Origin of the sequence: Methylobacterium segetis (assembly GCF_004348265.1) — a bacterium.
GTDB lineage: Bacteria > Pseudomonadota > Alphaproteobacteria > Rhizobiales > Beijerinckiaceae > Methylobacterium > Methylobacterium segetis.
Window position 1 is genome coordinate 1 of sequence record NZ_SMNT01000247.1, and the last position, 1,656, is coordinate 1,656.

Annotated in this window: 1 protein-coding gene; it reads left to right on the top strand. The window is 69.0% G+C overall.

What is annotated here, in order from left to right; translation table 11 throughout:
• On the top strand, positions 1–1,656 hold a 1,656-nt coding region (locus tag E1J50_RS26445), incomplete at both ends, for a calcium-binding protein (RefSeq protein ID WP_132257234.1).

Below are 1,656 nucleotides of genomic sequence, written 5' to 3' on the forward strand. Positions count from 1 at the left end.
CCCGGTCAGCCGGTTTGATGACGAGGGCATCAGCTTCGTCTCGGCCACGCCCGGCCTGACCTTCGACGTGCGGGATCTGGTCTCGGGCGTGCAGCGGGGCGACCGCTTCGAGGTGGTCACCCTTGGAACCTCGGAATCGGACACGATCACGGCCCTCGACCCGGCCCGGCCGACCTACATCAATGCTGGCCAGGGCAACGACATCGTCACCGGCGGCACGGCCAACGACTTCCTCGTGGGCGGCGCCGGCAACGACACCCTCTCGGGCCTCGACGGCAACGACAGCTTTATCGGCGGGGCGGGCACCGACACCATCTTCGGTGGCGCAGGCAACGACACTGCAATCTTCAACGTGTCGACGGACGGCAGCGACGCGATCGATCTCGGCGCGGGCGACGACATTGTCAACGTCTCCGCGGCGTCGGCCGGCCAGATCCGCCTGACCTTCACCTCGGCCGAGGTCGGCAACAACAACCCGAACGATGCCAGCACCGGCACCAACCAGGATGGCGGCCTCGCCGTGCGGCTTCAGGCCGAGGATGCGGCCGGCGCCCTCGCGGGCCTCGTCAGCCGGTTCGACGACGAGGGCATCACCTTCGTGGCCGCGGCCGGAACGACCTTCGACGTGCGGGACCTCGTCTCCGGCGTGCAGCGGGGCGACGCCTTCGAGGTCGTTACGCTCGGCACGCAGGCCGACGACATCCTGACGGCCGTGCAGGGCTCGCGCTCCTACTACATCAACGGCGGCCAGGGGAACGACACCATCACCGGGGGCACGGCCAACGACTTCCTCGTGGGCGGCGCCGGCAACGACACCCTCTCGGGCCTCGACGGCAACGACAGCTTTATCGGCGGGGCGGGCACCGACACCATCTTCGGTGGCGCAGGCAACGACACTGCAATCTTCAACGTGTCGACGGACGGCAGCGACGCGATCGATCTCGGCGCGGGCGACGACATTGTCAACGTCTCCGCGGCGTCGGCCGGCCAGATCCGCCTGACCTTCACCTCGGCCGAGGTCGGCAACAACAACCCGAACGATGCCAGCACCGGCACCAACCAGGATGGCGGCCTCGCCGTGCGGCTTCAGGCCGAGGATGCGGCCGGCGCCCTCGCGGGCCTCGTCAGCCGGTTCGACGACGAGGGCATCACCTTCGTGGCCGCGGCCGGAACGACCTTCGACGTGCGGGACCTCGTCTCCGGCGTGCAGCGGGGCGACGCCTTCGAGGTCGTTACGCTCGGCACGCAGGCCGACGACATCCTGACGGCCGTGCAGGGCTCGCGCTCCTACTACATCAACGGCGGCCAGGGGAACGACACCATCACCGGGGGCACGGCCAACGACTTCCTCGTGGGCGGCGCCGGCAACGACACCCTCTCGGGCCTCGACGGCAACGACAGCTTTATCGGCGGGGCGGGCACCGACACCATCTTCGGTGGCGCAGGCAACGACACTGCAATCTTCAACGTGTCGACGGACGGCAGCGACGCGATCGATCTCGGCGCGGGCGACGACATTGTCAACGTCTCCGCGGCGTCGGCCGGCCAGATCCGCCTGACCTTCACCTCGGCCGAGGTCGGCAACAACAACCCGAACGATGCCAGCACCGGCACCAACCAGGATGGCGGCCTCGCCGTGCGGCTTCAGGCCGAGGA